Source organism: Acidimicrobiia bacterium (assembly GCA_018057765.1).
GTDB lineage: Bacteria > Actinomycetota > Acidimicrobiia > IMCC26256 > JAGPDB01 > JAGPDB01.
Map to the genome: position 1 here is coordinate 57,352 of JAGPDB010000009.1, position 7,743 is coordinate 65,094.

At 37.0% G+C, this 7,743-nt stretch carries 8 protein-coding genes; 3 read left to right on the forward strand and 5 right to left on the reverse strand.

The features are described 5' to 3' along the window. Nucleotides 1-35 precede the first annotated feature (35 nt). Together KBF89_04565 and argB are read right to left on the reverse strand one after the other, a co-directional pair. Complete coding sequence (locus KBF89_04565; GenBank protein MBP9115597.1) at nucleotides 36-1,208, reverse strand: acetylornithine/succinylornithine family transaminase; 1,173 nt, start codon at nucleotides 1,206-1,208, stop codon at nucleotides 36-38. Between the two features lie 15 nt (nucleotides 1,209-1,223). After that, on the reverse strand, nucleotides 1,224-2,087 hold the full coding sequence (gene argB / locus KBF89_04570; protein MBP9115598.1) for an acetylglutamate kinase: 864 nt from the start codon (nucleotides 2,085-2,087) through the stop codon (nucleotides 1,224-1,226). Nucleotides 2,088-2,185: 98 nt separating this feature from the next. Here argB and KBF89_04575 point away from each other — a divergent pair, with 98 nt between their 5' ends. Beyond that, nucleotides 2,186-2,857, forward strand: coding sequence for a Type 1 glutamine amidotransferase-like domain-containing protein (locus tag KBF89_04575; protein ID MBP9115599.1), 672 nt, complete (start codon nucleotides 2,186-2,188; stop codon nucleotides 2,855-2,857). Between the two features lies 1 nt (nucleotide 2,858). On the opposite strand, the gene KBF89_04580 is transcribed toward KBF89_04575, so the two are convergent. Together KBF89_04580 and KBF89_04585 are read right to left on the reverse strand one after the other, a co-directional pair. Then, nucleotides 2,859-3,515, reverse strand: coding sequence for a biotin transporter BioY (locus KBF89_04580; protein MBP9115600.1), 657 nt, complete (start codon nucleotides 3,513-3,515; stop codon nucleotides 2,859-2,861). Nucleotides 3,516-3,566: 51 nt separating this feature from the next. Beyond that, entirely contained in the window at nucleotides 3,567-3,893 is a 327-nt protein-coding gene (locus KBF89_04585; protein MBP9115601.1) for a hypothetical protein, read from the reverse strand. Between the two features lie 160 nt (nucleotides 3,894-4,053). On the opposite strand from KBF89_04585, the gene ilvD reads away from it, so the two are divergent. Beyond that, nucleotides 4,054-5,751, forward strand: coding sequence for a dihydroxy-acid dehydratase (ilvD, locus tag KBF89_04590; protein MBP9115602.1), 1,698 nt, complete (start codon nucleotides 4,054-4,056; stop codon nucleotides 5,749-5,751). Between the two features lie 346 nt (nucleotides 5,752-6,097). Here the strand turns inward: ilvD and KBF89_04595 are convergent, their stop codons facing one another. Further along, a complete protein-coding gene (locus KBF89_04595) occupies nucleotides 6,098-6,580 on the reverse strand; it encodes a glutathione peroxidase (GenBank protein MBP9115603.1) in 483 nt (160 codons plus the stop codon). Nucleotides 6,581-6,883: 303 nt separating this feature from the next. On the opposite strand from KBF89_04595, the gene KBF89_04600 reads away from it, so the two are divergent. Beyond that, nucleotides 6,884-7,743, forward strand: an 860-nt coding sequence (locus tag KBF89_04600; GenBank protein MBP9115604.1) for a hypothetical protein, incomplete at its 3' end; no start/stop codon positions are given.

Sequence of the window (7,743 nt, forward strand, 5' to 3'; positions counted from 1 at the left end):
GTTATAAAAAATAATACTATTTTCTATTTACTTTATTAGCTAGCAACAGATTTCTTTAAAATTTCGACTGTTTTAAAAATATGTTCTTCCTTAAATGTTAATGGAGGAGCTATACGGATAGTTTTCTCGCTTGTTGCATTTATGATCAATCCGTTCTTCAACGCATTTTTAACATATTGGTGGGCGTCGACACCAACAACATCTATATTGATATCTGCACCAATCAATAGGCCTAGGCCTCGAACTTCGGAGAATAAACCAGACTCAATCAGGCTATCTATAAATATTTTACCTATTTTATCTGTATGCGATGCAAAGCTTTCACGCTCTAAAATATCAAATACACAATTTACAACAGATAATGCCAGTGGCTGACCACCAAATGTAGAGCCATGATCTCCAACTTCCATCAGTTTTGCAACGCTATTTTCGCTCCAACATGCGCCAACTGGAAAACCATTACCGAGTGCTTTCGCCATAGTGACAATATCTGGTTTTAGATTATAATTTTGAAAGCCAAACCATTTGCCAGTTCTGCACATCCCGGTTTGTATCTCATCAACAATCAATAACAAATCATTTTCTTTACATATCTTTTGAACATCATCAAAAAAAGCTTGATCGCTAACTCTAACTCCAGCTTCACCTTGTATAACTTCAATCATAACTGCAATACATTCGTCATCGATTTGGTCTTTTAATGATTCTGCATTTCCAAATTCAAAATATTTAAAATAGTCCGGCAATGGAGCAAAATTCTTGTGCTTCGCGCTTTGACCAGTCGCTGCTAATGTTGCCAAAGTACGACCATGAAAAGAATTTACTGCTGTTAAGAATTTATATTTTTTTCCTTTACCAAAACGCTTTGCAATTTTAATTGCACACTCGTTTGCTTCAGCTCCAGAATTACTAAAAAATACTTTTCCATCAGTATCTTCAAATGTCAAAGTAATTTTTTCATTGATTTTACTAGCAACACTTTGTGTGTATTCGTTTTCGAAATAATTCGAGACATGAATAAGTTTTTTGGATTGTTCAGCAATAACATTTGCAATTTCCACATTCGCGTGTCCGAGACTAACTACAGCAATTCCAGCAAGACAATCTAAATATTCATTTCCTTTATCGTCATATAAAAATACATCATTACCATTTAATAATTTAGTGTTAAAAGGTGGATATGTTGCAAGTAGATTTGAGTCATTCATAAATGTATTCGTTCTTTAAGGCGTTATCATTGTGCCAACACCAGTTTCGGTAAATAGTTCTAAAAGTACCGAGTGATTTTGTCGGCCATCAATTATGTGTGAACGTTCAGCTCCGCCAGCTACAGCATCTATGCATGCTTTAATCTTGGGGATCATACCCGCAGATATTGTATCCGATTTAGTTAATTTAGTGGCTTCTTCAACTGTCATATTGTTGATAACTGAATCCGGATCAGTAATATCTTTCATTATGCCTGGAATATTAGACATGATAATTAATTTCTTTGCTTTTAATCCTATTGCGATTGCCGCTGCTGCCTCATCGGCATTTATATTTAGTGATTCACCATCTTCTGTAACGCCAATAGTCGATATTACTGGTATCAGCTGTTCGCTAAATAGACGTTCGAGAATTGAAGTACGAACTTCAGTTACCGTACCAACAAACCCAAGTTTTGGATTTTTCTTTTTTGCAATCATCAATCGGCCATCTTCGCCAGTTGTACCAACACCATACCCACCATGACGGTTAATCGCTGCAACTATATCGCGACCTACCTTACCTACAAGGACCATACGCGCAATTGTTAAAGTTTCATAGTCTGTGACTCTTAAACCTTCAATAAATTCTGGTTCTTTGCCGTAAACTTTCATCGCGTCGTCAACTTGAGGTCCACCACCATGGACTACAACTACCTTAATACCTAAAGAGCGCAGTAAAACAATATCATCAGCAAATGAATCTAATTCGAGTCCAACTCGTAGCTGGCTACCACCATATTTTATGACTATTACTGTATCGTTAAATTCTTTAATATATGGGAGTGCTTGCATTAATGCTTCAAGACGTAGTTCCTGTGCTTCTAATTCTTTTTGCATTCGTATCTTTCGTATTATAAATAGGTTGAACGTTTAATATTTTACAACAATACATCATATTTGTTCAATATGTCATAGTAGATACTAATATTATTTATATGAAATTATTACTTACATCTAACGGTTTTACTCACGAAGTGGTTATAGCGAAATGTGAAGAGCTGGTGGGTAAGAGTCGTAGTGATATTAACGTGGCTTTGATTAATGGAGGTTATACCGTCGAAAATGGTGACCATACTTGGCTCTTTGATGATTGGCGTCATGTCAAAGAGAATTTTGGTGGGAGTTTCGAACTTGTCAACCTTTTGGGTTTGAGTAAAGAAAAGGTTGTTGAGAGATTAAGTGTTTCTGATATTATTTTTGTTACTGGTGGTCATACCGATTATCTGATGAGTGTTTTTGATAAAACTGGTTTTAGTGATTCTTTACGTATGCTCCTTCAATCTAAAGTCTATGTCGGTATTAGTGCTGGCTCTATGGTGTTGGGTAGACGTAACTCAACAAGCGCTTATTTAGAAATATATGATGAGAGCGAAGATTACGGTGTGTCTCAATATTTAAATGTGGTTGATGTATCTATCAAGCCTCATTTAAATAGTTCTGTATTTCCTAAAACGCGTAGAGAAAATCTGTTGAAAGTTGCACAAGATTTTATTGGCACTATTTTTGCTATAGATAATTTTAGTGCAATAGTTGTTGATGGGGATCCAAAAGATTATTACCTAATAGGAAACGAGTCGTTAAAAATTGTTGATGGTATTGAGCAGTAAACTATTTTTTGTTTGTACTGTTCTTATATGATTTAGCTATTCCTATACCTAACGCACTTTTGAGCAGGTCGCCTATGAGGAATGGCCAGCACCCTAATGCGAATGCACTATTAGGTCCACCAAAAAACGGAGTTCCATATAGTGGATGTAGACTGTGTTGTAACCAGAAAACACCACATACGTAAGTGACTATCGTAAATATTAGAGTGCTTATTGTCATTGCAAGTATTGTTGTTTTATTTCTAATAACTAATTTACATATTATTGCAGCTAGTAGAAATCCGTAAACATATCCGATGCTTGCGCCGCTAATAAATCCTACTTCTGATACTGGTTTTGTTAACCATGAAATTCCGTATAGTCCTGTTGTCTGTGATGCTAGGACTGGTAGTCCAAGCATTGCAAATATAATATAAAATGATGTACTAAGAATTGCTCTATATCTTTTCATGGCGAGTATACATCCAATAGCACCGAGTGTTTGTCCGGTAATTGGTACTGGTGTGAACCAAAGAGGAATCGATATTCGTGCAGTAAGGCTAATTATTGTTGCTCCGAAAATACCAACGATTACATCCATAGCAATTACATTCTCTTTGATTTTAGAAATTATATTTACTAGCTGGCTTTCCTTGTTGATAACTGTTGTATCATTCATTAATTAGGCTCCTAACCTGGTTGGTTGTAAATTTATTTTCTATTATAAATGTTAGATGTCGTTTATAGCGAATGAACAATCTTTATAAATGTATTCCATATTTGAAAGTTGCAATATTGTATCAACATGATTTCTTAGAAGATTCTCTTTTTTTGAAAGTTTAACTAATACTATTGCTTCAATTATTTCTCCGTGGTTATGTTTACGGTGGGAGATTTTTGCGCTGTAAGCATTTCTTTTTGATGACGTTACCGGGACGCTATTAAATAAAGTTAGCTCTCCAATGGTGCAACAGACACCATTATTGAGTGCATCTATTAAAAAATCGAATGGAGACGAATTATGCTTTTTCTGATCCCAAACTTCATTAGCAGTCATATAACCACTATACGTATTCTCGTTTTAAATATTCCGGTTTTGGTGCTTACATTTGCAAGATAGAAGTACCCAGGAGCTAGTTAGGTGGTCTGGCATCCAATATAGCAAGGCTCTTCTCTACAGGTTTATATTTATACTGTCAATGCGCTAGCATTTAAGCATGCCTTTTGATCCCAAACACCCAACAAAAATAAACTCGTATGATGTAACAGATGGTCCGAATAGGGCGCCGGCGCGCGCGATGCTCCGAGCTGTTGGTATGGGCGATAATGATTGGACAAAAGCTCAGGTTGCTGTTGCCTCGTCTTGGAATGAGGTTACACCTTGTAATATGCCTCTTGATCGTTTGGCTAAGCAGGCAAAACTTGGTGTTAAAGACGCTGGTGGTTTTCCTCTTGAATTTTGCACTATTGCCGTTAGTGATGGTATCTCGATGGGTACTGAAGGTATGCGTGGTTCTTTGGTTTCGCGTGAAATCATTGCCGACAGTGTTGAGTGTGTTATTCACTCTGAACGTCTTGATGCTCTAGTTGCTTTGGCGGGTTGTGATAAATCTTTGCCGGGTATGATGATGGCGGCTGCTCGTACTAATGTGCCGAGCGTATTTGTTTATGCGGGTTCGATTTTACCTGGTATGCATAATGGTAGAGCTATAGATATTGTTGATGTCTTTGAGGCTGTTGGCGCTAATGCTACTGGTGCTTTAAGTGACGAAGAGTTAAGTCTTATTGAACATAAAGCCTGCCCGAGTGAAGGTGCTTGTGCTGGTATGTTTACTGCTAATACAATGGCGTCTCTTGGAGAGGCTTTGGGTTTGAGTTTGCCTGGTTCTGCAACTCCTCCTGCTCCTGATAATCGTCGTGATGTTTTTGCTTTCCAATCTGGTCAAGCTGTAATGAATTTGCTTGAACTTGGTATTCGTCCGAGAGATATTTTGACTAGAAAAGCTTTCGAGAATGCTATTAGCATGCTTATGGCTTTGGGTGGTTCAACAAATGCTGTTCTACATATTCTTGCTATTGCTAATGAGGCTCATGTTGATATAAGCATGGCTGATTTTAATAAGATTGCGGCGAGGGTTCCACATATTGCTGATACGAAACCTCATGGTAAATATCATATGATCGATGTAGATAAAATTGGTGGTATTGAAGTTGTTATGAAAGAACTTTTAGATGCTGATCTTTTACATGGTGATGCTTTAACTGTTACTGGTAAAACTGTTGCTGAAAATATTGAGGCTGCACAACCGCGCGAGGCTGATGGGGAAGTTATCCATGCTTTGAATGACCCTATAAATGTTGCTGGTGGAATTTCTATTCTTACTGGTTCGTTGGCGCCTAAAGGAAGCGTTGTTAAGGTTGCAGGTTTGAATAAAGACCAAATGCATTTTGAGGGTGTTGCCCGAGTTTTCGATGGTGAAGATTTGGCGATGGAAAAGATTTTGGCTGGCGGTATTAATCCTGGTGATATTCTTGTGATTCGTTATGAAGGTCCCAAAGGTGGCCCAGGTATGCGTGAAATGTTAGCTGTAACTGGTGCGATGAAAGGTGCAGGTCGTGGTGGCGATTGTGCTCTTATTACTGATGGACGTTTTAGTGGTGGTACTCATGGTTTCTGTGTTGGCCATGTTGCTCCCGAAGCGCTGGATGGTGGGCCAATTGCTTTTGTTGAAGAAGGCGACAAGATTATTATCGATGCTCTAGAACACACAATAGATTTGATTGTTGATGAGTCTGTGTTGGTTGAACGACGCAAAAATTGGAAACTTCCAGAACCACGTTACACTTCAGGATTCTTAGCCAAGTACGCGAAGTTGGCTAAGGGTGCCGAGACTGGTGCGATTACTAATTTCTAATTGTAAGATTAATTATTGATCTCATCATGATCTAATCCCTTTCCACTAAATGTTATCATTGATATAGGTTAAGAAAAATTTATATAACGTATGTGATTACAATGTTGAATGAACAATTAAATATGAAAATATAAAGTGGTATTTGTATGTCAAACAAAGATGAAATTAATAATACTGATAGAAAAATGTTTTAAACGCTTAACACTTTGGCGAATGCCTTTAGTATGGTGGCTATTGATTCTTGTTGGTATCCCTATCATGAAGTATGTCGGAGCGCTTCTTGGTAGCACTCTACAGAGTAGCTGGTCATTTATTCCGTATTTTATAGTTCTATATAGATGCTAAATTAATCGAAATGCAACTCTTCTATATCCTTTTCTATGGAATCTGGTTTGGTGGTGGGTGAGTAGCGTTTTAATACTTTGCCTTCTGGTGATATCAGAAACTTTGTGAAATTCCATTTGATACGAGAACCAAATAGCGAACTGGTATTGCTTTTTAGATATTTAAATATTGGGTGAGTATCAGAACCGTTAACATCGATCTTTTCGCTCAATTGAAATGTGACACCAAAATTTATTTGGCATGTCTCAACCATGTTTTCGTTGCTTTCAGGTTCTTGGCCAGCGAATTGGCTACATGGGAATCCAAGAACAACAAGTCCATCATCTTTATGTTTTTGATATAACTCTTCGAGTTCACTAAATTGTCCACGCAAACCACATTTTGTAGCAGTGTTAACTACTAGTACCGGTTTGCCTTCGAAATCTTTCATAGATATTTCTTCGCCGGCAGGAGTATTAAAAGATAAGTCGTATATTGATGTCATTTTTCGAGTCTAGCTATAAATTGTCCATTTATACTCTCTCTATAGGGGCCTGATTGCAATGCAACCTAAACTATTTTTTTAAACTCGAAAATTCTTCCACCTATTATGTCTGTAATTGTTCCCAGCGAATATAAATGAAAATAATCTATATAAATATAAATAAATATAATTACTGTCCATAGACCAGCGAGTTGTACCCGAACATTTACTTTTTGTCCATTTTGTATAGGTTTCATGCTAGTTCTCACTTAGTGGAAATATATTATCGCTCAATATAGGCTGGCCCTGTGACGATACAATCGCATGGTAAAAAAGCTACTTCCTTCGCTATTTCGTGTACTTGCTTTCGTGTTTATTTTCCTGATTTCATTTACAACTATTTATACGGCCGCACTTTTTACACCAGGAATTGAAGGTGGGGATAGTGGTCAAACTTGTCCGAGCGCGTTTTCTAATCCGAAACCTATAGTTAGTAAAACGGCAGATGCTGATTTGAAATATATGGATGATCGTTCTGAATCTAATTTGAAAGTGGTAGATAAGTATGATTTAAAAAGTGTAAGCGACCCTGCAGTAAAAACAGTATTGCTAAAGAAAATATTGCTCGAATTTGCTAAGCAAGAATTGGACCGTCGCCAAGACAAAACGATTATTAGAACAGGAGAAGAATCGTTATTGCAGATCTGTGCATATGATAGAAGTTCGTATGATGCTAAAACACAAAAAGATAATTTCAAAAAGCAATTTAAGGGCACTTTAAGTAAAGAAGATATTGCTCTAAATCTTTCAAATTATGATGACCAGCGTATGGCTTTCTTTCGTTTTTTAACATTAGGAAATATTTTAATTTTATGGGTAATAGTTTTCGCTTATGGAGTAGGTTTATTTTTCTTTCGAAAGAGACTTGGAGCAATTAAGAGAGTCAAGAAAATATTAAGAATAATCTTATCGATGGTATTTGTTTTAGCGCTTGCTTCTCTGGTCGTGACGCCGTTGTTGAGTATTGATTCTTACTCAGATTCTGGTGGAAAAAAATGTCAGATTCTCGACGGATTTGATTCGCCTAAACAACTAGGGGCTTTCGATGTGCCTGGTTCTTTTGCTGAGGCTTCGATGTTTACGGAAATAACAAAATCGACAGATCAATCCATCGAAGATTTAGA